The sequence below is a fragment of the Actinomycetota bacterium genome (assembly GCA_035640355.1).
GTDB lineage: Bacteria > Actinomycetota > UBA4738 > UBA4738 > HRBIN12 > CALGFI01.
This window is the reverse complement of record DASQWI010000004.1, coordinates 74,638-95,959: the sequence shown is the minus strand read 5'-3', so window position 1 is coordinate 95,959 and position 21,322 is coordinate 74,638. Positions and strand designations below refer to the sequence as shown.

Below are 21,322 nucleotides of genomic sequence, written 5' to 3'. Positions count from 1 at the left end.
CCTCGCAGCACTGAACGAGGCGAGGACCGCCGATGGCCCAAAGGACTCCGTCCTCCCCGAACGACGGTCCCGCTCGTTCGCCCGTCGGCCCGCGCGGACGGATGCGCCCCTTCGTCGTCGCCATCTGGATCGTGGTCGCGATAGCACTGATCGGCGCCGTGGTCTTCCTTCACGTGAGCGGCACCATCGGCCCCGGTTCGCATTAGGAGACGCGAGTGCACGATCGCAACCGCACTGGACCGCGAAACGCTCCGTCCCCCGCCGCGATCCAGCCGGTGACGGTCAACTCGCTGACGAAGCGGTTCGGCGACGTCCTCGCCGTCGACGATCTCTCCTTCTCGCTACGGACCGGCACGGTCACAGGCTTCCTCGGACCGAACGGTGCCGGCAAGACCACCACGTTGCGGCTGCTGTTGGGGCTCGCCGAGCCCACCGCGGGTGAGGCGATCGTGTTCGGTCGCCGATACCGCGACCTCGATGAGCCCGCCGGGCGGGTCGGCGCGGTTCTCGAGTCGAACGACTTTCATCCCGGACGCTCGGGGCGCGATCACCTGCGGACGCTCGCGATCGCCGGAGGCATCGCTGCGAGCCGAGTGGACGACGTACTCGCGCTGGTCGAGCTGGAGTCGCTAGCTCGTCGACGCGTTCAGACGTATTCGTTGGGCATGCGCCAGCGCCTCGGCCTGGCCGCGGCGATGCTTGGGGGTCCCGAGCTCCTCGTCCTCGACGAGCCCGCAAACGGGCTCGATCCCGCGGGCGTCCGCTGGCTACGGCAGTTCCTGCGTACGTTCGCGAATGGAGGCGGCACGGTCCTCGTATCGAGTCACATCCTGGCGGAGGCAGCGCAGACTGTCGATAACGTCGTGATCATCGATCGAGGTCGTCGGATCGCGAGCGGAGCGCTCGACGAGCTCACCGAGCGCGGCCGGACCACGCTCGAGGAGCTCTTCCTCGAGCTGACGGGAGCGGCCTCGTGAGCAACGCCTTCCGTTCCGAGCTCCTGAAGCAGCGGTCGACGCGAACGGTCCTCGCGTTGTTCGCGGCCATGGTCGGACTCGTCGCGCTCGCGGTCGTGCTCCACGGCGTCGGTCTTCCGGTCGACGCGCTCCAAGATCGTTCGCGCCAGCAGATGGTCCTCGGGCTCGGAGGATTCTTGGGTTCGTTGTTCGCGGCCCTGCTCGGCGCTCTGTCGATCACGAGCGAGATCCGCCACGGCACGATCCGGCCAACCTTTCTCGTGACTCCACGGCGCGGTCGTGTGGTGGCGGCGAAGGCCGTCGTTTGCATTCTGATCGGAGCGGTCTTCGGCCTCGTCGCAGCGGTCATCGCCATCGGCTCGGGGACGGCGACGCTCGATGGTCGCGGCGTCGAGATGTTGGTCGACATCGACGACGCCGCGCTCCTCGTTGCGGGAGGAACGATCGCGTCCGCGCTGTGGGCGGCGATCGGCGTCGGCGTCGGGGCCATCGTCCGACGCCAGGTTCCAACCCTGGTCGGGTTATGCGCTTGGCTCTTGTTCGTCGAGGGCTTGCTGGCCGACGCGACCGGGGGCCTCGGCGAGGTCGGCCGCTACCTCCCGGGCGCGGCGGCCGCGGCGATCAGTGGGCAGGAGCCGGACCGCCTGCTCGCACCGGCTTTGGGCCTCGCGGTGCTCGGCCTCTACACGGCCGGTTCGAGCCTATTGGGCGCGTTCACCATGTCGCGTCGAGACGTCGAGTAAGCGATGTCGCGACGTCGAGCCTGGCTGATTCCGCTCGGGGTGGTGGCCGGGGTCGCGTTGGGCGTCATTCGGCACGGCCGGCGCAGCATGGGCAAGAAGGTTGCCGGCGGAATCCTCGTTAGCAACGCCGCCGTCTACGACGCTCTCGCACACCGACTCCTGCTCCGATCGCTGTTTGACGGGGTCGCCGCGGACATCGCCCGAGTGGCGCCCCAAGAGGCCCGCGTCCTCGAGGTCGGGTGCGGACCCGGCCGACTGTCGATCCTTCTCGCACGCCGATACGGTCTCCGCGTGACCGGTCTCGACCTCGATCCGGAGATGATCGAACTGGCGCGTGCGAATGCTGCGGCGGCGAGCGACGGGGACACGCCGTCCTTCGTGGTCGGGAATGTGTCGGCGCTCTCATTCCCGGACGAGTCGTTCGATCTGGTGGTGAGCACCCTGTCGATGCACCACTGGACAGACGTTCGTGCTGCCTTGAGCGAGATCGGCCGGGTGTTGCGGCCGAACGGGCGCGCGCTCGTGTGGGACCTCCGACGAGGGTTCTTTCCGCTGCACGGCTGGATGCCGGACCCAGCTTCGCACACCGCCGGCACATTTCTGACCTTGGCGAGTTCCACCGCGTGGCGATGGCCGTGGAGGGTCTCGCTGCTGCGACGGATCGAGCTCGTACGTCAGTGAACGGCTTCGGTCAGTCTCTAACGGGAACGCAGCTCCGAACGGATCTTCGCGGCCGCCTCGCCGATCCCGTCTCGCCGGGCCGAGCTCGATTGCCATGGCTTAGCGAGATCGTCGTTCGACCATCTCGGAACCAGGTGGAGGTGGAAATGGAAGACGTCTTGCCAACCCGCCTTCCGGTTCGCCTGGAACAGCGTCAACCCGTCTGGGTGCAGGGTGTCGCGGATCGCTTCCGCCACGTCCGCTGTTAGCAACCACACAGCTTCGCCGTCTACCCGTTCGAGTTCCCAGATGTCCGTGGCATGCGCCTTCGAGATCACGAGCGTGTGACCGTCGGTTGCCGGATTGATATCCATGACGGCGAGCGCGCGCTCGTTCTGCGCAACGATCTCGCTCGGCGCGTCGCCAGCGACGATTCGGCAGAAGACGCAGTCGGTCACGAACGGGCGCGAACTGCTTCCGCGATTTGCACGGCGTTCAACGCGGCGCCCTTTCGCAGGTTGTCGCCGCATGCGAAGAGCCACAGCGCGTCGTCGTGGCCCTCGGGCTTTCGGATTCGTCCGACGAGAACGTCGTCGATCCCCGCGGCCTCGAGCGGGCTCGGGTAGACGCCGTTCGCCGGGTCATCGCGCAACTGAACGCCGGGTGCACCCGCGATCGTCTCGCGCGCTTCCTCGATCGAGACCGGCCGGTCGAACGTCGCGTACACGCTCACGCTGTGTCCAACCGGCACCGGAACGCGCACGCACGTCGCGCTGATGTCGAGTTGAGGCATTGACAGGATGCGCCTGGCCTCGCGGATCATCTTGATCTCCTCGAACGTGTACCCCGTCTCCTCGTCGAACACGTCGATCTTGGCGACCACGTTGTAGGCGATCGTTTTGCCGAACACGTCCCCGACGGGCAGCGATTCGGGATCGGGATGCGCCAGCTCCTCTTCCATCCCGTGGAGCTTCTCCACCTGTTCGGCGAGCTCGCGCACGCCCTTCTGCCCGGCCCCCGACACCGACTGGTACGAGCTCACGATTAGCGAACGCAGTCCCGCCGCGCGATGGATCGGCGCGACGGCCATCAGCGCCGTGATGATCGTGCAGTTCGGAACGGCGATGATCTTCGGCTCGGAATCGAGCGCTTCAGCATTGATCTCCGGAATCACGAGCGCCGCGTTGGGTTCCATCCGGAACGCGCTCGAGTTGTCGATACAGACGGTGCCGGCCTCGGCAGCCGCGGGGATCCAGCTCTTCGCAACCGCGCTGCCACACGAGCTCAGCGCGATATCTACACCATCCAGAGCGTCGTGTGACAACACGCCCACGGTGTGCTCGTCGCCCTTGAATCGGATGCGCGTGCCCGCGGTTCGCTCCGAGGCGAGCGGGATGAGTTCGTCCACGGGAAAGTCCCGTTCCTCGAGGATCCGGAGCATGGTTCGGCCGACCGCTCCCGTGGCACCGACGACGGCAACGCGCATGGTCGAACCATGGTAGCCGCCGAGCTACGCGATTATCGGAACTGCCAGGAGTCGAGCATCGACTCGAAAACGACGGCGCTCGTCGAGAAGCGATCCGCCACGTCGTTGAGCGTGATGCGCCAGCCGATGTCTTCGCGGACGACGACGACCTCGCGCATCTGGAAGCTCTCGCCCTCGGCGGACACCCTCACGTCCCACGTGATCGCGTCGACGCCGTCGATCGTTTCTTCACTCGAGGCGCCGGGCGTGAGTCCCGCGTCTTCGTCGCGCTGACGGACGAACTGCGACCAGTCTTCCAGGCGCGTACCGCTTTCCAGGTCGACTGCCTCGACCATGACCGTCGCGGCCTCGGTCGGGGGCGCGAACTGGTCGAGCTCCACGGCGGAGCCGAAACGCGCCGGCCCGGCCTCCCAGCCCTCCGGAACGAGGATGCAGTACCCGAAGTTGTCCGACCGGAAATTGGTTCCCTGGCACGGATCGGGGCGCAGGAGCCACGCCACGCCCGCAACCCCCAGTGCCAGCACCAGCCCGCCGAGCACGACATAGGGCCGCCACTTCGACGGTGGGTTCGGCTGGCGAACCTCGATCGGCGGCCGCTCCGACGGGTCGCGGCGAACCGCCAAGAGGGCCGTGTACCCGGGCGCCAACGAGTCGCCGCAGTTCGCGCAGTTCTCGGCGCCTTCCTCGTTGGCGTGCCGGCAGCTCGGGCAGACGACCATCTAGCCCTCGCCCTCCAGCACGTCACCCGACAGCCCGAATCGTTGATGAACCGTTTGCACGGCGCGCTCGGCATCGGCGGCTCGGATCACACACGAGATGCGGATCGACGAGGTCGAGATCATCTCGATGTTGATCCCCTCGGTCGCGAGCGCGTCGAACATGTCCGCGGCCACCCCGGGCGAGCTCTTCATCCCGGCACCGACGAGCGAGAGCTTCGCGATGCCGTCGTCTGTGGAGTAGCGAAGCGCTTCCACGTCGCTCACGATCCCCTGCAACAGCTCGTGAATCCGTTGGAGCTCGGCTCGCGGCACGGTGAACGAGAGATCCGTCCGTCCGGCGTGTGAGACGTTCTGCACGATCATGTCGACGTTGATCCCTTCCGCCGCAATCGCCTTGAAGATCGCTGCGGCGATGCCCGGGCGGTCGGGAACCTCGTCGAGCGTGACCTTCGCCTCGTCGGTGTCGAGCGCGACGCCGCGGATCAGTGCCTGCTCGAGCGTGGGGATCTCGTCCCGCTCCACCACCCAGGTCCCTTCGCCGTCGGTGAGCGCCGGCAGCACTCGGAGGTGCACGCCGTGCCGACGAGCGTACTCCACGCATCGCAGCTGGAGGACCTTCGCGCCGGCGGCCGACAGCTCCAACATCTCCTCGTACGAGATCCGATCGAGCTTTCGAGCCGACGGTTCCAGGCGTGGGTCTGCGGTGAAGACCCCGTCGACGTCGGTGTAGATCTCACACACGTTCGCGCCGAGCGCCGCGGCCATCGCCACGGCCGTCGTGTCCGAACCGCCCCGCCCGAGCGTGGTGATGTCGTAACTCGTCGACAGCCCCTGGAACCCGGCGAGGATCACGACGTTGCCGGCATCGAGCGACTCGCGGAGCCGGCCCGGTCGAACCTCGACGATCCGCGCCTTGCCGTGCTGCGTGTCGGTGATGATCCCCGCCTGCGACCCGGTGTACGAAGCGGCCCTGCACCCGCGCGCGTTCACCGCGATCGCCAGGAGCGACATGGCGATACGCTCGCCGGACGTGAGGAGCATGTCGAGCTCCCGCGGCTCGGGGACGAGCGTGATCTCGTTGGCCATCCGAAGCAGGTCGTCCGTGGTGTCCCCCATCGCCGAGACGACCACCAGCACGTCGTTGCCATCCTCGCGCGTTCTGGCGACCCGGTCGGCGACGTGCTGGATCCGCTCGCGCGTTCCGACCGAGGTACCGCCGTATTTCTGCACGACGACGGGCATGTCGGCAGGGTAACAGCGGTTTCGGTGCGTCCCGGCTAGTCCGCCTCGACACGTGGAGGAGGGTTCCGACCGCGAGTGCTCGCGACCCGGGCGGCCTCTTCTTGCGTGAACGCACCCCGCCGGTCCCGGATCCAGTGGCGGGCATAGGGATAGCGGAGCGCTTCGTACGCGACGAGGGCTATGCACACGGCCGCGGCGAGTCCGAGTGCGACGGCGGCGGGCACCATTCGGGCCACCGGGATCAGCCCGAGGAGCACGAGCGTGGCGATCGGCCGGCCGTGCCCCCACCCACCGCCGATCCGGAGCCGCGTGGCCACGTGCGCAGCGAAGTAGGCCGCCAGCCCGCCGAACAAGCCGACGGCCGAGATGATCGGAAGCGGCTCGTCGCCGTGGGCAAGCGTCGTCTTGACGCCGAGGGCGAACAGGACGATACCGGCAACCATCGGCAGGTGCAGGTACGTGTACAGGTCGCGCGCGAGCGTGGCTCGGTCCCGACCGGTCGCCTCTGCCAGCCTCGCCTGCGACACGAAAGCGACCCAGTCGAAGTAGGACCACCACACCGCGCAGGCGACGGCAAACCCCAAGAGGGAGGTGAGGATCATGTCTCGATCGACCGGCAGCCCGGCTGCGCCCACTCCGATCGCGACGATCGACTCTCCCAGCGCGATGATCACGATCAACCCGTGGCGCTCGACGAAATGCTCGGGCGAGACGTTCCATCCGCGCCCGCGACCGATGAGCGCGCCGAGATAGTCGATCGCCAGCGCCGCGCCCCAAAGGGCGAGCTGCGTCGCGCCGTCGAAGAAGCCCGCGATGACGAGGAGCCCTGGACCCAGGACCGCCGTCGGTGCGAACCGGAGGACGGCGCCGAGCAAGTCCCGGTCGCCCCGACCGGCGATGGCGTAGAGGACGATGTGAAGCGCGCGCACCACGAAGTACGCCACGCCGAACGTCACACCGGCCGTGCTGAACGCCTTGGGCACCGCCAACGACACGATGAGCATCGCGCCGATCACGCAGAACACGGCGATTCGAACGCCTCCCTCTTCGGGATTCAGCGTGTTCGTCAGCCACGCGTACGCCGCCCACGCCCACCACAGGGCGCCGAGCAACATGACGCCTTGGAGCAGGCCCTCCCACGTCGCGTGATCGGACAGGAACCCCGTCACCTGGGTGATCGCGAACACGAAGACGAGGTCGAAGAAGAGCTCGAGCGGCGTCACCCGCTGGACGGTGTCGACGGTTCGATCGCTCATCGTGCCTACAGTCCGAGCGAGCGCTTCAGGAAGTCGAGCTGCGTTCGAAGGAGATTCTCGGTCACCGCCTCCGAGCGCGTGAGATGGGTCGCGTTCGGGACCAGGACAAGCTCGTGATGCCGTCCGGCCTCGAACAGCGCTGCGGAGAGACGAAGCGTGTGCGCCACGTACACGTTGTCGTCGACGAGCCCATGGATCAGCAGGAGCGGGCGTTCGAGCTTCGCCGCGCCGGCCATCAGCGAGTTGCGTTCGTACACGTCGGGGTGCTCGTCGGGATGGCCCAGGTACCGCTCCATGTAATGGGTGTCGTACAGGCGCGGGTCCGTGACCGGCGCGCCCGCCACGCCGGCGTGGAACACGTCGGGTCGCCAGATCACGGCCATCGCGGACAGGTAACCGCCGCCCGACCATCCGCGCATCGCGACGCGCGAGAGGTCGAGGAACGAGAACTGGTCGGCCGCGGCGTTGAGCGCGTCGACCTGGTCCTCGAGCGCGATCGTGAAGTCGTACTTCATCGTGCGGTCCCAGGCGGGCCCGCGGCCGTCGACGCCGCGGCCGTCGGCGATCAGGACGGCGAAGCCGTGGTCGGCGAGCCACTGCGAGTCGAGCATGCGCGTTCGCGCCTTGAGCACCTGCGCGCCGTGGGGGAACCCGTACGGATCCATCAGGACGGGAAGGGGTGCGTCAGGCTCCCGTCCGTTCGGAAGGAGGAGCGCCGCGCGGAGGTTGTGTTCGCCGAGCGTGAGATAGCGGGGCGTCGGTTCGATCACCGGCATTTCGGCCTTGGACGCGATCTCGCTTGTGGCGGACCCGTTGCGTCGTATCGTCGCCTTCGGGAACAGTTGCTGGGTCGTCGCCGACACGACGACGCTCACGTCGCCGCCGGTCGCTCCGGTGTGCACGCCGGGTTCCTGGGTGATGCGAACAGGACCTTCGGCCTGCGTCCACCGCCACAGGTGGATCTCCGTCGGGTCGCCTTCCGAGGCGCGGAACAGGACGCCTTGCGCCGCCTCGAGGACCTCTCGAACCTGCACGCCTGGGGAAGTGACGGGCTTGCCGTCGACGGTCAGGCGATACGTGTCGGTGTCGCGGTCGGCAGCGACCTCGACGATGGGGCCGTTGGCGAGGCGCTTGGGCGTCTCGAACAGGTCGACCCACTCGTCGTCGAACGCTTCGCGAACGAGTGACGTCGCACCCGTTTGCGGATCGACGTCCAGGAGTTGCGTTCGGCGTTGGTCTCTGGACTGGACGAGGACTACAGGTGGGCCGCCCTCGCTCCACTCGACGCGCGCGAGGTAGGGGAAGGTCTCAGCGTCCCACGTGACGTCGTGGCGATCGCCGCTCGAGACGTCGAACACATGGAGGGTCACGACGGCGTCGTGCGCCCCGGCTTGCGGGTACCGGACCGCGCGGGGCGAGGACGCCGGATCGGTCGCATCTGTGATGTACCAGATCTGGACGTTCCGTTCGTTGACGCGGGCGGCGGCGAGCATCGATCCGTCGGGCGACCACCAGTGACCGCGGAGCCGAGCCATCTCCTCCGCGGCGATGAACTCCGCGAGTCCCCAGGTGATGTCGGGGTCGGCGTCCTCGGCGAGCGTGCGATCGCCGCCCTCGATGTCGCGAACGTGGAGCGCTCCGTCGACGACATACGCGATGCGCTCGCCCGTCGGATCGAGGCGGGGGTCGTCGACCGCGCCCGGTGCGGATAGCTCGCGCGCGGTTCCCTCGATCAGGTCCGCCAGGAAAAGCCGCCCGGAGACGGCGAAGACCGCGCGCTTGACGGGGTCGTCCGTCGCGTATGCGGTCACGCCTGTGGAGCGTTCCCTCGCTCGTTCGCGGCGAGCCCGTTCGGCCTCGCTCAGCTGTTCCTCGTCGGCCTCGCCGACGGAACGTGGGTCGAACACGCATCGCTCTTCTCCGGTGGCAACGTCGATGACCCAGATACAGCTGACGGGATCGGCGCCAGCCCTCGTTCGAAGCAACACGACGCGCTCGCCGTCCGGAGAGACCGTGAACGAGCGCGGGATCCCGAGGCTGAACCCGCGTGTCCGTGCGTATTGCCGAGGGAACTCGTCGAGCGGGTCGAGCGTCGACATCCGGCGAGCGTATCAATGCCTCCCCGTCACATGTCGAGGGAGAAACGGCATAGATCAGTTGCCACGCGATCGCGGAGCGAGCTTGTACGAGGACAAGGACGACGTTGAGGTGATCGTCCTGTCATGGGACGAGCCGGAGGCGTTCGGCGTGCTCTTCGAACGGCACGCCGAGTCGCTCCTCGGCTACTTCGCGCGGCGAACGCTCGACGCTGAGGCCTCGGCGGAGCTCACGGCTGAGACGTTCGCCCAGGCGTTCGCATCACGCAGGCGGTTCCGCGACCAGGGCGCCGATGGCATGGCGTGGCTGTACGGGATCGGAAAGAACCTGCTCTCGCGGTACTTCCGCAGCGGAGCCGTGGACGCACGAGCCCGGCGGCGGCTGGGGATGCCGGAACGAACGGTAGGGACGGATGACTACGAGAGGATCGAGGAGCTCATCGACTTCGACGCGATCGCTCACGTCGTGCGGGAAGCACTGGCGGACCTTCCGCCCGACCAACGCGAGGCGGTGACGCTGCGGACGGTCAACGAGCTGGGCTATCGCCAGGTCGCGGAGCAGATCGGCATCACCGAGCAGACGGCGAGAGCGCGCGTCAGTCGGGGACTCAGAGAGATCGCTAAGCGACTCGGCGCAGACGAGACGCTCACGCCGGACGAGCTGGAGAGGGAACGATGGAAACATCGATCGGGTATCTGAAGACCGTCCACGGCGATCTCCTCGTCGCGGCGAGATCGGAGGCGATCCGAGGCGCCGCGCCGAACGGCCCTCGCGGCCCGAGGCGCCGACGGTTCTCGACTGCGAGATTCGCGACTGCGGCAGCGGCGATCGTGCTGCTCGCAGGAATCATCGGTGGACTCATCCGATACGGATCCGGCATCGAGTACAGCGCAGATGTATCTGGCGGTGGGGGCGGCGCCGCTGGCTCAACGGGCGCGGCGGGCGCGGGGGAACGTGCCCCCACGATCCCGGAATCGGGCATGGGCTATCTAGACGCTGCTCCGCAAGCGTCGCCCGCGCCGGGTGGCGGGGATCAATCAGTCGGCGAGCCAACCACCTCACGCATCATCCGTACCGGGGACATCTCGGTGATCATTCCGCGGGATTCGTTCGACGACCGGTTCGCGGCCGTCGTCGACGCCGCCGAAGACAACCACGGATTCGTCGCGGAGTCGCGTTCGAGAGAACGAGCCGGCGCGCTGACGGTCCGCGTGCCATCGGCACGGTTCGACGAGACGCTCAGGGCGATCCGCGAACTCGGCACGGTCTCCGTCGAATCTGTACGTGGCCGAGACGTGACGGCGGAGTACGTCGACCTCCGGGCTCGCCTGCGGATCGAGAAGTCCCGCCGCGAGGTGCTCCTCCGACTGATGGATCAGGCGTCGAGCATCGAGCAGACGATCCGCGTTCGGAACGCGCTCGACGAGACGCAGCTTCGCATCGAGCAGATCCAGGGTCAGCGTCGCCTGCTGAACGATCAGACGTCGTTCGCCACGATCACCGTCGACCTCCGTGAGGAAGGGGTCGCGGCTGACGTCGAGGCGGCGAGCATCCCGAACGCCTTCGAGCGCGCCGGCGCGGGGTTCGTCGGCGTGATCGCGGCGATCATCATCGGGCTCGGGTACCTGCTCCCGCTCGTGGCGATCGGTCTCGTAATCTGGTTCGTAGTCGTGCAGGTTCGGCGACGCCGTCGCGTGGCGTAGAGATCTGGCTCGGCAGATACGACTGCCGAGCCGAGTTCGCGTGCCGGGACGAGGACCTCACTGACGAGACGCTCGGCGCTAAGGTACGCACGGCATGGTCGCCTCCTCCGCCTATGAGGCGCGACTATCGAATCTCCTTCGACGCGTGTCGATCGGCGACGTCACGCCTCATGACGCCGTCGAGGAGCTTCGTGACCTCCCGTTCAGCGACCTCGGATTCGCGAAGGTCGACCATCACCGCGAGCTGCGGCAGGGAGCGTGCGAGATCGTGTACGCCGCGGGGAAGACGCCTGAGGAAGTCCGATCGATCGTGACGCGACTACTCGAGCGCAACGACGGACCCGTTCTCGTGACCCGGACTTCTTCAGAGCACGTCGATGCCGTTCACGATGCTGCGGCCGGTATCGACGTCGAGGTCGTCGAGCGGCCGAGGGCCAGATGCATCGCGCTGCGTCGAAACGGTTCGGCCGCCCGAGGCATGGTGCTCGTGATCACCGCAGGAACCTCCGATCTTCCGGTTGCCGAGGAGGCCGAGCTCACCGCGTCGCTGCTCGGTGCGCGGGCCAAGATCGTCGCGGACGTCGGCGTCGCCGGCTTGCATCGGATCTCGGCGGCGCAGCCCCAACTCGCCTCCGCGAACGCGGTCGTCGTGGTGGCCGGCATGGAGGGAGCGCTCGCGAGCGTCGTCGGCGGCATGGCGGCCTGTCCCGTCATCGCGTGTCCGACGAGCGTGGGATACGGCGCATCGTTCGGAGGACTCGCCGCGCTCCTGTCCATGCTCTCGTCGTGCGCACCCGGCGTGGCCGTCGTGAACGTCGATGACGGCGTCGGCGCCGGATACATCGCCGCGATGATCGCGCGCTCGGCGGCGCAATCCTGATGAACCTGGCTTACGTCGATGTCGTCGGTGGTGCCGCAGGCGACATGTTGCTCGCCGCACTGCTCGATGCCGGGGCCGATCGCGACGCGGTTGCCGATGCGGTGTCGTCGGTGCTCCATCGTCGCGTCGAGTGCTCGACGACCGAGGTGAACCGCCGCGGCCTGCGGGCGCTCACGCTCTCCGTGCCCGAGGACGTCACGGCGACCCGCCGAACGCCTCGTGCGTTGATGGACGCGGTCGAGCGCGCAACGCTCGATGAGGTCATTCGAGAACGAGCCATCTCGGTCCTCGCTCGGCTCTTCGAGGCCGAGGCCCGCGTCCACGGCGGCTGGCTCCAGTCGCTCGAACTGGAAGAGCTCGGCACGGACGACACGCTGCTCGACGTCGTCGGGATCGTGGCGGCCCTGGACTCGCTATCGATCCAACGCCTTGCCGTCTCGTCGATCCCCATGCCGCCGTCGTCGGACGTCGGAGGTCACGGTTCGCCACCGCCCGTCACACTTGAGCTCCTGTCTGGATTCGCGCTCCACGCGTCCGCAGCCGGTCAGGAACTCGCGGAGACCGTCACACCGACCGCGGCCGCCATCTTTTCGGCGCTCGGTGGGTCCTCGCCCGACATGCCGACGATGGTGCTCGGCTCCACGGGCGTCGGCGCCGGGGCGCGCGACCCGTCCTCCGTCCCCAACGTCGTGCGCGTGTTGATCGGCTCGGTTCAGGAGGCGCCGGCCGCCGAGGCCTGGTCTCGCATGCTCCTCCTGGAGACGAACGTCGACGACCTGTCGCCTGAGCTCGTGCCCGATGCGATCGACGCGCTCCTCGGTGCCGGAGCGCTCGATGCGTGGACGACGCCGGTCATCATGAAGCACGGTCGCCCCGCGCTCACCGTGTCGGCGCTGTGTACGCGAGAAGCCGCCGGCGACGTCCAACATGTGTTCTTCGAGTCGACCTCGACCCTGGGCATCCGGATCCATGAAGTGGAGAGGCCCGAGCTCGAACGCCGCACGGTGGAGGTCGACCTGGATGAGGGCGGGCCGCGCATCCGCGTGAAGATCTCGTTCCTCGACGGCCGAGCGATGAACGCGAAACCCGAGCATGCCGACGTCGTCGAGGCCGCGCGGAAGCTCGGCCGCTCGGTTCGGGCCGTTCATTCCGACGCCACGGCGGTTGCACGCCGTCTCCTCGAGGAATCGCGCTGAGCGAGCAAACGATCGCGCCGCCCGATCACACCGTCGCGACGGCGATCGTGCACACGGAGCAGCACATCCGTGGCTACGGTGACCGAGCGCTCGTTGCGTTCTCCGGCGGCGTGGACTCATCGGTCGTCCTCGCGCTGGCCTCGCGAGCGCTCGGTCCGCAGAACGCCGAGGCCGTCACGGCGATCTCGCCGAGCTATCCGGCAGGCGAGCTAGAGGTCGCTGTGCGGACCGCGCGTGCGCTTGGGGTCGTGCACCGGACGATCGAGACGCACGAGGTCGAGCGCGAGGCGTACCTTCGCAACGACGCGCTTCGTTGTTTTCACTGCAAGGCCGAGCTGTACGGCGCTCTCGACCGGATCGCGGCGACGGCCGGCCCGAACACCGTCGTCCTCGCCGGAGCGAACGCCGACGACGTCGGTGAGTTTCGTCCGGGCTTGTGGGCCGGGGAACGCGCCGGCATCCGTAACCCACTGCTCGAACGCTCGCTCGGCAAAGGCGTGACTCGTGGGATCGCGCGCGCGCTCGGCCTCGCCGTCGCCGAGAAGCCCGCCCTCGCCTGCCTGTCGTCCCGGGTCGAACTCGGTATCCGCATCACGCCTGAGCTGCTCGGGCGCATCGACCGCGCGGAGAACGTCGTTCGATCGCTCGGATTCGACCCCGTCCGTGTGCGTCACCACGGCCCCACCGCAACGATCGAGGTCGCGTCCGTCGAGATCACCAGACTCGAGGGACACCCGTCGTTCGGCAAGGCGCTCCGGGAGATTCGCGCGCTGGGTTGGTCGGACGTTCGAGTCGATCGTCGCGGATATCGGCCGGCCGGCGCGATGGCGACGTAACCGTCAGTCGCCGTTCGGCGTCAGTTCGCCGAGCTCAGACGTCGAGGCGATAACCGAGGTCGACTTCGTCGGCGGGACGACCGCCGCGGATGGCCCAGTTCTCCATCACGAGCTCGTGAATGACGACCAAGACATCGTCCGGATCGATCCGAACGAGCGGCATCGCTACATCTCGCGACGGCCCTCGAGGGCCTGTGAGAGCGTCACCTCGTCGGCGTACTCGAGATCGCCGCCGACGGGCAGACCGCTCGCGAGCCGCGTGACGCGAACACCTGCCGGCTTCAGAAGCGCCGACACGTACATCGCGGTCGCGTTGCCCTCGAGGTTCGGGTTCGTGGCGATGATCACCTCGGTGACGCCGTCACGCTCGACCCGTTCGAGCAGCTCCTTCGTTCGAAGGTCCTCCGGCCCGATGCCGTCGAGCGGGCTGATCGCGCCGCCGAGCACGTGGTACCGCCCCTTGATCACTCCGGCCTTCTCGATCGTCGCGACGTCTTTCGGCTCCTCGACGACGCAGAGGACGGTTCGGTCTCTTCCTTCGTCGCGACAGATGCGGCACAGCTCGCCTTCGGCCACGTTGCCGCACTCGCGGCAAAAGAAGATGCGTTCCTTCGCCTGCACGATCGCCTCGGCAAGACGTTTGGCATCGTCCGGCGGCGACTTCACCAGGTGGAACGCGAGGCGCTGCGCCGACTTCGGCCCGATGCCTGGGAGCCGCGAGAGCTCGTCGATCAGATCCTGGATCGGTCCTTCCTGCACCTACGAGCCGTCCTCTGTCGCCGGCGTGGCACCGAGCTCTGCCGTGAGACGCGCGAGCGCTTCTTCCTCGGACAGGGGCGGGTCGTCCTCGACGTCGATCGTGCCGGCGACGGGCTCGCGCACGACGCAGCGGATGACCGGCGCGATGCCGAGGAGCTCGTGCAGCGCCTGGCGAAGCTCGCCCTCGCGCTCCTCGACCTTCGACACGCCGAACCGGCGATCGGGCGGGAACACGAGCTCGAGCGTCTGCCCATCGAACGCGGCGGGCGTGGCCACCTCGAGGAACGACGGCAGCACCGCCTTGCCCTGACTGCGGAGGTGCTGGATGACAGTCTGCCAGCTCGACCGCAGCATCCCGACGTCGACACTCGCTGAGGGCTTCGGGGTCGCTGCCTCAGGCGCAGATTCGGCGGCAGAGGGCGCACGTTGGGGCCGCTTCGGCGTGGGTGCCGCTTCATACTTGCCTTCAGCAGCGACCCCTGCGCCATCCGCAGCGTTCGCCGTTCCGTCGGGACGGCTGCTTGGACGTCTTGAGCGTTTCGGTGGTGCGTCCGTTGGCGACGCGGCGGGACTGGAAGGCGAGTATGAGCCGCCTACGGACGCCGGAGCGTCCTTCGAGGGCGCGCTTGGCGGCGAATCCGAGCCTGCAAGGACCGCCGTCCCGCCACCACCGCTGCCATCACCGATACCCGACAGACGTTCGAGCCGTTCAAGGCGAGAGATGAGTGCCTCGGGGCGTTCGTCTGCTTCGGGGATCGTCGAGCGGATCAGCGCGAGCTCGAGCGACAGGCGCGGCGACGTGGTCCACCGCATGTCGGTCTGTGCGGCGAGCAGCAACGAGATCACCCGCGCGAGCTCCGGCGCTGAGTACTTGGCGGCCTGCGCGGTCAGTCGTTCGGCCTCGTCGTCGGTGACGTCGAGGAGCTCCGGCTGCCCGGGCGCCGTTTTCACGAGCAGCAGGTTCCGGAAGTGCCCCAGCACCTCGTTCGTGACGTGTCGGAGGTCCTGGCCCTCGAGCACGAGCGTGCTGACGAGCTCGAACACGCCCTTCGCGTCGCCGACCGCAACCGCGTCCGCGAGCGCGTACTGCACGTCGCTGCGGCCCGTTCCGATGAGGGACGACACCGTCTGTTCGTCGATCGATCCTGCGCCGAGCACCGACGCCTGATCGAGCAACGACAGCGCGTCGCGGAACGATCCCTCCGACTGCCGCGCCATCGCCTGCGCGGCCTGCTCGGTCAGCGTGACGCCCTCTTCCTTGGCGACGCGCTTCAGGTGCTCGCCGAGGAGGTCCATCGAGCCCCGACGGAAGTCGAACCGCTGGCACCGGCCGACGATCGTCGGCGGCATCTTGTGCGGTTCGGTGGTCGCCAGTACGAATCGAACGCCCGGCGGCGGCTCCTCGAACACCTTCAGCAGCGCGTCGAACGCCTCGCGCGACAGGCGCTGCGCTTCGTCGACGATGTACACCTTCTCGCGCCCCTGCACCGGCGCGGTAGGGGCTTTCTCGCGGAGATCTCGCGCGTCGTCGACGCCGCCGTGGCTCGCCGCGTCGATCTCGACGACGTCGAGGTGCTGTCCCTCGCGGATCCGAACGCACTGCTCGCACACTCCGCACGGCTCGGGGGTCGGACCCTTCTCGCAGTTGACCATCTTGGCCAGGATCCGGGCGGTCGACGTCTTGCCGGTCCCGCGGGGGCCACAGAACAGGAACGCGTGCGCGAGTCGGCCCTCGCGCACCGCGCCCATCAGCGCGCGGACGACGTGCTCTTGGCCGAGGACCTCGCCGGGGCCCTGCGGTCGGTACTTCCTGTAGAGGGACTGGTACTCCTCAGTCACGCGCACCTCCGCGAGCCGCGGGAAGCCTAAGGCCTAAGGGAAGTGGTGACCGTGCACCCGTCTTCGACCACGTCGGACTCGAGCGCGTCACCGGCCGGTAGCTCCGGCCAGGCACTCCCGCGGCACCCGCCAGCGCCCGCTTACGGCTGCTTCCTTCCGGACCTGACCGGGTTCACAGGTTGGCGTCGCGCGGGACCCGACCATCGACGCTCCGCACCGGGAGCTGCCTCGGACCCGCCGGGCCTCGGACGGGGATTCAGCCTCGCTGAAGCGGATTGCGAGTTCAGGGCACCGCTGGCTCCCCGCCTAGCACGGCCACCGTGTTCGAGTATACGAGCGCCCTCCGACGCGTTCCGAACGTCAGGCGTGCGCCCACACGTCCCAGTCGGAGGCGTGGCGGAATCCCATGCGTTCGTACATCGATCGACCCTCTCGCGTTGACATGAGCCATGCGAGATCCGCGTTCGGCGCGTCGCTGATGGCGAACGCCGTTACGGCAGTTCCGATGCCGCGGCCACGTTGTTCGGGAACGGTGGCGACGCCCCACGCACTCGTAGCGCCGTTCACGGTGTGGGTGTACGCCTGCGCGACCGGCCGGCCGTCGAGGAGCGCGGCATAGAACCGAACGGCGGGCAGCTCGAGCTGCCCCGGCCCGAGCATGCGATTCGCCACGATTGGCTCGCTCCCGAACGAACGGACCTCGACATCCACGAGCCGGCGGAGGAGCTCGGCGTCGGTCACTCGAACGATCTCCACTCCCTCAGGCACGACGGCAGGTGAGACGTCCGGGACACCGATCGCCATCGCGGGCTCGGTCATGACGACGGTAAGGCCGTACTCGTGGAGTGCCCGATCGACCGACTCGTGCAGTCGGCGCTGGACGAGGATCCCGAGCGACTGTCCGTTCGCCCGAAAGATCGCCTCGGCGTCAGCAACCGCACGCATCGCGTCCAGCGGCTCGCGTTCGATCAACGCCGCCTGCTGATCTGGAGCCGGGAGGTTCGAAAGGCATACGACGATCCCATCGACCTCGTCGATGACGTGGCCGTCCAGGTGTCGAACGCGATCGCGCCACGCCTCGACTACGCCCGCGGCGATCCGTTCGGTCACGTCACGCATCCGTCAGGCGCTTAGTCTTCGGCCATGCTTCCGATCGGTTCGGTCCTCGTCGACTTCGACGGCACCGCATGCCTGCACGACGTCGCCGAGCATCTGCTCATCGAGTTCGCCGACGACTCCTCTTGGATCGAGTGGGACGAACGGTGGGAGCGCGGCGAGATCGGGTCGCACCAGGTCATTCTGGCGCAGGCCGCGATGCTCACACGACCGACGTCGGAGCTGCTCGCGTTCGCGCTTCGCCATTGCCCCCTCGATCCGACGTTCGCTCCGTTCGTCAGGTGGCTGGAGACCGTCGGTGTACCGGTCTCGATCGCCTCCGACGGGTTCGGCTTCTACATCGAGCCGTTGCTTCGGGCCTCCGCGCTCGGGCATCTCACGGTCATCACGAACTCCTGGTCCGAAGGTGGGCAGCGCGTCCATTTCGAGAACGGTCACCCCGAGTGCATCGGATGTGGAACCTGCAAGATGACGGCGGTGCTCAACGCGCGGGCACTGGGGCCGGTCGTGTACGTCGGCGAGGGCGGTTCGGATCGGTTCGGCGCGATCTATTCGGACGTCGTGTTCGCGAAGGACGCCCTGGTCGACATCGCGCGGGCAGACGGCGTCCCGTTCCTAGAGTGGCGAACGTTCGATGACGTGCGGTACCAGCTCGAGCGCCTCGAGGAGATCCCCGGCGCGATCGGCGCGCAGCCGTGCCCTGGATGGCGAACGGCGTGAAGCTCGAGCTTCCGGAGGGCCTCGCGTCGCGTTCGCCGACTCGAGGCGATCTCGATGCCGTCGTTTCGGTGATCGCGGCCTCCGAGGAGACGATGCAAGGTGTCGTCGACGTCACGGCCGAGGACGTCCGGAGTGACTGGGAGAGGCCGAGCTTCGACCTGTCGAGCGACGCCGTGGTTGTGACGGATGCGGGTCGGATCGTCGCCTATGCGGAGGTCTTCTCCCGACGTGCGTGGGTACACGTTCATCCCGATCACTATGGGCGAGGGATCGGCGCGGCGGTTCTGGAATGGACCGAGTCGCGGGCGCGCGAGCTCGGGTCCGACAAGGTCGGACAGACGGTTCCAGACCCAAATGCGCTCGCGGCGAATCTTCTCTCTTCGAACGGCTACCGCGTGCGGTGGGAGACGTGGGTCTTCCAGACGGACCTCGAGACCGAGCCGGCGGAGCCACGACTCCCCGACGGGATCACGCTTCGAACGTTCGACGAGGAGCGGGATGCCCGTGCAACGTACGAGCTGATCGATACGGCATTCTCGGACTGGCCGGACCGGGATCCCGGGTTCGTGTTCGACGACTGGGAGGCGTCGTTTCTGCGTCGTGAGGACTTCGACCCTTTATTGACGTTCCTCGTCGAGGATGACGGTGAGCTGGTCGGGGTCGCGCTATGCCTCGTTAACGACGACGAGGGTTGGGTTCAGCAGCTGGCCGTCAAGCGTTCGCACAGGGGTCGCGGACTCGGAGGCGCCCTTCTGCAGGCGGCGTTCCGCGAGTTCCACCGTCGCGGGCTGAAGACGGCCGGCTTGTCGACGGAGTCTCGAACCGGCGCTCGCGGCGTGTACGAGCACGTCGGGATGAGTGTTACGCGCTCGTTCAAGAGGTACTCGAAGGACCTCTGACGCGACTTGGCGGTGGCCGCGGGATTCGAACCCGCGAGGCGGTTGCCCGCCTACACGCTCTCCAGGCGTGCCCCTTCGTCCGCTCGGGCAGGCCACCGGGCAGAGTGTACGGACGTTGGGCGCGCCGGCGCTTAGGGTTATCGCGGTGGCCGCGGGCCTTGGATCGAGCATCTCGACGCGGCATCGTCGGGTCATCCTCGGGATCGTCCTCCTTTGCGGCGCAGCCGCACGAACGCTTCCACTTCTCGTCGCGAACGGACCGCAAGCGACCTCAACCTTCGACGAGGGCATCTATCTGGCGTCGGCCGGCGTCTTCTCGGAAGGATGGATGCCCTACCGGGACTTCGCGTTCCTTCACCCGCCGGGCATCCTGTTGCTGCTTCAGCCACTGACGGCGCTTGCACATGGCCCGTTTGGCTGGGACGACGCCCTCGTCGTAGGGCGCTGGGTGGGAGTTGCGCTGGGAACCGCGAACATCCTCCTCATTGCGCTGCTTGCAGAGCGTTGGCGTGGGTGGGTCGCGGGCGTCGTCGCTGGAACGCTGTACGCGACCAACGGTCCGGCTATCGGAATCGATCGTCACATCTTGTTGGAACCTGCCGTCGCCGCGGCGATGCTGTGCGCTGCGCTGCTGTGGTTACCGCGATCCGATGGGGTGAGCACGCGACGCGCCGTCGAAGCAGGTGCGCTCGTCGGCCTGGCCGCCACGATCAAGCTGACCGGCGGACTGGCGATCGTGGGGATCCTCCTCGCCGATCGGATCCGGTCTCGGTGGCGACAGCGGGCAGCCGCCGTCGGCGCTGCCGTCGCGGTCGTTGGTCTGATCGTGATCCCGTTCGTCATCGTTGCCGGGATCGGCGATGTTTGGCGACTCGTCATCGAGACACAGCTGGAAAGACCCGGCGGAGACGTAATCGGCGGAAGCCTGATGAGTCTTCGTGATCGGCTCCGCCATGTGACCCTCTTTGGCGTCTTGAACGTCGCCTCCGTCCCCGGTGTTGTGCGACTCGTCGCCGTCGTGGCGGTGGTCGTCGCCATCGGTTGGGCGTGGGTTCGTGGGGGCCGGCACGGACGCTTCTGGGCGGCTGTCACCGTCGTGACATCTCTTGCCGTTTTGATCGCGCCCGATTACTACGATCAGTACGGGGCGTCGGTCGCACCCCAGATCGCCATCGTCTTCGCCGCTGGCGCCGTCGCATCACTCGAGTACCTGCGGCGTTACCGCGTGGTCATCGCACGCGCGGCCGCGGTAGCGCTCGTAGCCGTGCTCGCCTCGGGGATCGCCGTCGTGCTCCGTTCGCAGATAGTCACACTTCGGAGCGGAGCGCCGGACATTGGGGCGCTCTTCCGCGCTCAGCTGGGGCCGGGCGACTGCGTCTCGTCCGACGCTCCCTACCTTGTCATCGCCGCCGACAGGCTGCCGCAGCCCGACGCGACGAGTGGCCCGCTCGTGGATCCATTCGGAGAGATGCTGGCGATCGCGCTCGAACACAGCTCGACGTGGCCTTCGACCTCGGCGGCTCTCCTTGCCCAACCGGCGCAGCAGCGCCTTCGCACTGCGCTTGCGGAATGCTCACACGTGGCGTTGACGGCGCGACCGGAGGACCACGTCCGCTTTACCGCTGACACCGCACGCTGGTTCACCGAGCGCTACGTGCTCGTCCTGGACGGACGCGATCGGCCGACGCTGTGGGTCCGGCGCGCTTAGGAAGTCCTCGCCGACAAGCCGAGGTCGGAAAGCACGCGACGCGCCTCGGCCGCCCTCTCAGGGGGCGCGGTCACGTCGTAGCTGTCGGCCGCCATCGCGCTCACGGAGTCGAAGTCACGAGCGCCTCGGGTCATCCATTGACCCAGTAGTCCGAGAATCGTTCCCCAGAACGCTCCGATGAGGATTCCGTACAGGCCGAGCACGATCACCGACTCCGCGGGCGCGAACCAGTCGAGAAGCCAGAAGATCAACCCGAAGACGAGCCCGATCATCGCGCCCGAAGCGGCGCCTTGCAGGGCGGCGCGACCGTAGTTCATCGGTCCCGTCACGCGCTCGATGACGCGCAGACCCCTGCCTTCGATCGCGAGCCCTGCCACGTCGAAATCACGGTCGGCGAGCGCGTCCACTGCTCGCTGAGCGTCTTCGTAGCGGTCGAAGGACGCGATCACCTCACGGTCCGTCGTTCGGGACTGCATGGCTCCCCCC

General features: G+C 67.8%; 22 protein-coding genes, 1 tRNA gene and 1 other RNA gene. 11 read left to right on the top strand and 13 right to left on the bottom strand.

From position 1 onward, the window contains the following. The first annotated feature begins 215 nt into the window (after positions 1-215). Genes VFA08_02055 through VFA08_02045 form a run of 3 tightly spaced genes read left to right on the top strand, consistent with a single transcriptional unit; the run spans position 216 to position 2,401 of the window. Positions 216-977, top strand: coding sequence for an ATP-binding cassette domain-containing protein (locus VFA08_02055; protein ID HYZ12371.1), 762 nt, complete (start codon positions 216-218; stop codon positions 975-977). Further along, the gene (locus tag VFA08_02050; GenBank protein ID HYZ12370.1) at positions 974-1,720 is read left to right on the top strand and encodes an ABC transporter permease subunit; all 747 of its coding nucleotides are present in this window, start codon (positions 974-976) and stop codon (positions 1,718-1,720) included. The genes VFA08_02055 and VFA08_02050 overlap by 4 nt, the downstream gene beginning before the upstream one ends. A 3-nt stretch (positions 1,721-1,723) precedes the next feature. After that, positions 1,724-2,401, top strand: coding sequence for a class I SAM-dependent methyltransferase (locus VFA08_02045; GenBank protein ID HYZ12369.1), 678 nt, complete (start codon positions 1,724-1,726; stop codon positions 2,399-2,401). Between the two features lie 17 nt (positions 2,402-2,418). Here VFA08_02045 and VFA08_02040 read toward each other — a convergent pair whose 3' ends face one another. The 6 genes from VFA08_02040 to VFA08_02015 are packed head-to-tail and all read right to left on the bottom strand — an operon-like array spanning position 2,419 to position 9,182. After that, the gene (locus tag VFA08_02040; GenBank protein ID HYZ12368.1) at positions 2,419-2,838 is read right to left on the bottom strand and encodes an HIT domain-containing protein; all 420 of its coding nucleotides are present in this window, start codon (positions 2,836-2,838) and stop codon (positions 2,419-2,421) included. Next, entirely contained in the window at positions 2,835-3,866 is a 1,032-nt protein-coding gene (locus VFA08_02035; protein ID HYZ12367.1) for an aspartate-semialdehyde dehydrogenase, read from the bottom strand. The genes VFA08_02040 and VFA08_02035 overlap by 4 nt, the downstream gene beginning before the upstream one ends. A gap of 32 nt (positions 3,867-3,898) precedes the next feature. Continuing rightward, on the bottom strand, positions 3,899-4,585 hold the full coding sequence (locus VFA08_02030; protein HYZ12366.1) for a hypothetical protein: 687 nt from the start codon (positions 4,583-4,585) through the stop codon (positions 3,899-3,901). Beyond that, a complete protein-coding gene (locus VFA08_02025) occupies positions 4,586-5,827 on the bottom strand; it encodes an aspartate kinase (protein ID HYZ12365.1) in 1,242 nt (413 codons plus the stop codon). Between the two features lie 35 nt (positions 5,828-5,862). Then, positions 5,863-7,083, bottom strand: a complete 1,221-nt coding sequence (locus tag VFA08_02020) for a low temperature requirement protein A (protein HYZ12364.1) — start codon at positions 7,081-7,083, stop codon at positions 5,863-5,865. A gap of 5 nt (positions 7,084-7,088) precedes the next feature. Then, positions 7,089-9,182, bottom strand: a complete 2,094-nt coding sequence (locus VFA08_02015; GenBank protein ID HYZ12363.1) for a prolyl oligopeptidase family serine peptidase — start codon at positions 9,180-9,182, stop codon at positions 7,089-7,091. A gap of 58 nt (positions 9,183-9,240) precedes the next feature. On the opposite strand from VFA08_02015, the gene VFA08_02010 reads away from it, so the two are divergent. From VFA08_02010 to larE, 5 genes are all read left to right on the top strand, one after another. Then, positions 9,241-9,879, top strand: a complete 639-nt coding sequence (locus tag VFA08_02010; protein ID HYZ12362.1) for a sigma-70 family RNA polymerase sigma factor — start codon at positions 9,241-9,243, stop codon at positions 9,877-9,879. Then, positions 9,855-10,883 carry a DUF4349 domain-containing protein gene (locus tag VFA08_02005; GenBank protein HYZ12361.1) on the top strand — a complete coding sequence of 343 codons (1,029 nt, stop codon included), beginning with the start codon at positions 9,855-9,857 and terminating at the stop codon, positions 10,881-10,883. Before VFA08_02010 ends, VFA08_02005 begins: the two co-directional genes overlap by 25 nt. A 94-nt stretch (positions 10,884-10,977) precedes the next feature. Beyond that, complete coding sequence (gene larB / locus VFA08_02000; protein ID HYZ12360.1) at positions 10,978-11,763, top strand: nickel pincer cofactor biosynthesis protein LarB; 786 nt, start codon at positions 10,978-10,980, stop codon at positions 11,761-11,763. Beyond that, the gene (locus VFA08_01995; GenBank protein HYZ12359.1) at positions 11,763-12,959 is read left to right on the top strand and encodes a LarC family nickel insertion protein; all 1,197 of its coding nucleotides are present in this window, start codon (positions 11,763-11,765) and stop codon (positions 12,957-12,959) included. The genes larB and VFA08_01995 overlap by 1 nt, the downstream gene beginning before the upstream one ends. Positions 12,960-13,006: 47 nt before the next feature. After that, positions 13,007-13,795 carry an ATP-dependent sacrificial sulfur transferase LarE gene (gene larE, locus VFA08_01990; GenBank protein HYZ12358.1) on the top strand — a complete coding sequence of 263 codons (789 nt, stop codon included), beginning with the start codon at positions 13,007-13,009 and terminating at the stop codon, positions 13,793-13,795. 34 nt (positions 13,796-13,829) lie between these two features. On the opposite strand, the gene VFA08_01985 is transcribed toward larE, so the two are convergent. The 5 genes from VFA08_01985 to VFA08_01965 all read right to left on the bottom strand — a co-directional run bounded on the left by VFA08_01985 (position 13,830) and on the right by VFA08_01965 (position 17,512). Then, positions 13,830-13,958, bottom strand: a complete 129-nt coding sequence (locus VFA08_01985; protein ID HYZ12357.1) for a hypothetical protein — start codon at positions 13,956-13,958, stop codon at positions 13,830-13,832. A gap of 2 nt (positions 13,959-13,960) precedes the next feature. Then, positions 13,961-14,554, bottom strand: a complete 594-nt coding sequence (gene recR / locus VFA08_01980; protein HYZ12356.1) for a recombination mediator RecR — start codon at positions 14,552-14,554, stop codon at positions 13,961-13,963. Further along, positions 14,555-16,393 carry a DNA polymerase III subunit gamma/tau gene (gene dnaX, locus VFA08_01975; protein ID HYZ12355.1) on the bottom strand — a complete coding sequence of 613 codons (1,839 nt, stop codon included), beginning with the start codon at positions 16,391-16,393 and terminating at the stop codon, positions 14,555-14,557. Positions 16,394-16,442: 49 nt separating this feature from the next. Further along, an RNA gene (gene ffs, locus VFA08_01970) (signal recognition particle sRNA large type) lies at positions 16,443-16,708 on the bottom strand. Positions 16,709-16,753: 45 nt separating this feature from the next. After that, complete coding sequence (locus VFA08_01965) at positions 16,754-17,512, bottom strand: GNAT family N-acetyltransferase (GenBank protein HYZ12354.1); 759 nt, start codon at positions 17,510-17,512, stop codon at positions 16,754-16,756. A 24-nt stretch (positions 17,513-17,536) separates the two neighbouring features. On the opposite strand from VFA08_01965, the gene VFA08_01960 reads away from it, so the two are divergent. Both VFA08_01960 and VFA08_01955 read left to right on the top strand, forming a co-directional pair. After that, positions 17,537-18,229 carry a hypothetical protein gene (locus VFA08_01960; GenBank protein HYZ12353.1) on the top strand — a complete coding sequence of 231 codons (693 nt, stop codon included), beginning with the start codon at positions 17,537-17,539 and terminating at the stop codon, positions 18,227-18,229. Continuing rightward, entirely contained in the window at positions 18,214-19,128 is a 915-nt protein-coding gene (locus VFA08_01955) for a GNAT family N-acetyltransferase (GenBank protein HYZ12352.1), read from the top strand. Before VFA08_01960 ends, VFA08_01955 begins: the two co-directional genes overlap by 16 nt. A 7-nt stretch (positions 19,129-19,135) precedes the next feature. On the opposite strand, the gene VFA08_01950 is transcribed toward VFA08_01955, so the two are convergent. Next, positions 19,136-19,225, bottom strand: a tRNA-Ser gene (locus VFA08_01950). Positions 19,226-19,273: 48 nt separating this feature from the next. Between VFA08_01950 and VFA08_01945 the strand changes: the two genes are divergently transcribed. After that, positions 19,274-20,836, top strand: a complete 1,563-nt coding sequence (locus VFA08_01945; GenBank protein HYZ12351.1) for a glycosyltransferase 87 family protein — start codon at positions 19,274-19,276, stop codon at positions 20,834-20,836. Here the strand turns inward: VFA08_01945 and VFA08_01940 are convergent. Further along, on the bottom strand, positions 20,833-21,312 hold the full coding sequence (locus tag VFA08_01940) for a general stress protein (GenBank protein HYZ12350.1): 480 nt from the start codon (positions 21,310-21,312) through the stop codon (positions 20,833-20,835). The genes VFA08_01945 and VFA08_01940 overlap by 4 nt on opposite strands. Positions 21,313-21,322 lie beyond the last annotated feature (10 nt).

What these genes read in the sequence shown, in the direction of transcription:
- VFA08_02005 (HYZ12361.1), top strand. Translation starts at nt 9,855, where the DNA reads ATGGAAACATCGATCGGGTATCTGAAGACCGTCCACGGCGATCTCCTC.
- VFA08_02045 (HYZ12369.1), top strand. Translation starts at nt 1,724, where the DNA reads ATGTCGCGACGTCGAGCCTGGCTGATTCCGCTCGGGGTGGTGGCCGGG.
- VFA08_02020 (HYZ12364.1), bottom strand. Translation starts at nt 7,083, where the DNA reads ATGAGCGATCGAACCGTCGACACCGTCCAGCGGGTGACGCCGCTCGAG.
- VFA08_01940 (HYZ12350.1), bottom strand. Translation starts at nt 21,312, where the DNA reads ATGCAGTCCCGAACGACGGACCGTGAGGTGATCGCGTCCTTCGACCGC.
- VFA08_01955 (HYZ12352.1), top strand. Translation starts at nt 18,214, where the DNA reads ATGGCGAACGGCGTGAAGCTCGAGCTTCCGGAGGGCCTCGCGTCGCGT.
- VFA08_02015 (HYZ12363.1), bottom strand. Translation starts at nt 9,182, where the DNA reads ATGTCGACGCTCGACCCGCTCGACGAGTTCCCTCGGCAATACGCACGG.
- VFA08_01965 (HYZ12354.1), bottom strand. Translation starts at nt 17,512, where the DNA reads ATGCGTGACGTGACCGAACGGATCGCCGCGGGCGTAGTCGAGGCGTGG.
- VFA08_01995 (HYZ12359.1), top strand. Translation starts at nt 11,763, where the DNA reads ATGAACCTGGCTTACGTCGATGTCGTCGGTGGTGCCGCAGGCGACATG.
- larB (HYZ12360.1), top strand. Translation starts at nt 10,978, where the DNA reads ATGGTCGCCTCCTCCGCCTATGAGGCGCGACTATCGAATCTCCTTCGA.
- VFA08_02025 (HYZ12365.1), bottom strand. Translation starts at nt 5,827, where the DNA reads ATGCCCGTCGTCGTGCAGAAATACGGCGGTACCTCGGTCGGAACGCGC.
- VFA08_01960 (HYZ12353.1), top strand. Translation starts at nt 17,537, where the DNA reads ATGCTTCCGATCGGTTCGGTCCTCGTCGACTTCGACGGCACCGCATGC.
- VFA08_02030 (HYZ12366.1), bottom strand. Translation starts at nt 4,585, where the DNA reads ATGGTCGTCTGCCCGAGCTGCCGGCACGCCAACGAGGAAGGCGCCGAG.
- VFA08_01985 (HYZ12357.1), bottom strand. Translation starts at nt 13,958, where the DNA reads ATGCCGCTCGTTCGGATCGATCCGGACGATGTCTTGGTCGTCATTCAC.
- VFA08_02035 (HYZ12367.1), bottom strand. Translation starts at nt 3,866, where the DNA reads ATGCGCGTTGCCGTCGTCGGTGCCACGGGAGCGGTCGGCCGAACCATG.